This is a genomic window from Streptococcus sp. HMSC034E03 (assembly GCF_001811505.1).
In the GTDB taxonomy this organism is placed as follows: Bacteria; Bacillota; Bacilli; order Lactobacillales; family Streptococcaceae; genus Streptococcus.
The window spans coordinates 1-247 of sequence record NZ_KV804974.1 but is presented as its reverse complement, the minus strand read 5'-3'; the positions used below and the strand labels follow the sequence as shown (position 1 = coordinate 247).

The following is a 247-nucleotide window of genomic DNA, read 5'->3' as shown; positions in this document are numbered from 1 at the left end:
TTCAGCCTGAGCCTAGAAATTCGAAAGCGAAGCTGTTTAGCTAAGGCATAGTAAGGGCTAAACATATCCATGGTAATGACTTTCACGCGACTTCTCACCTTTCCAGAATAACGAAGAAAATGATTGCGAATGGTCACTTGAGTCCGCCCATCCAGGATAGCTACGATCTTTCTGGAATCAAAATCCTGTGCAATGAAGCTCATCTTCATCTCCCGATTGAAACAGTCACTCCCCTGACTGTTTCAAC

General features: G+C 44.1%; 1 pseudogene. It reads right to left on the bottom strand.

What is annotated here, in order from left to right:
* Positions 1-247 (bottom strand): annotated as a pseudogene (locus HMPREF2805_RS10570) (transposase); the annotation flags it as partial.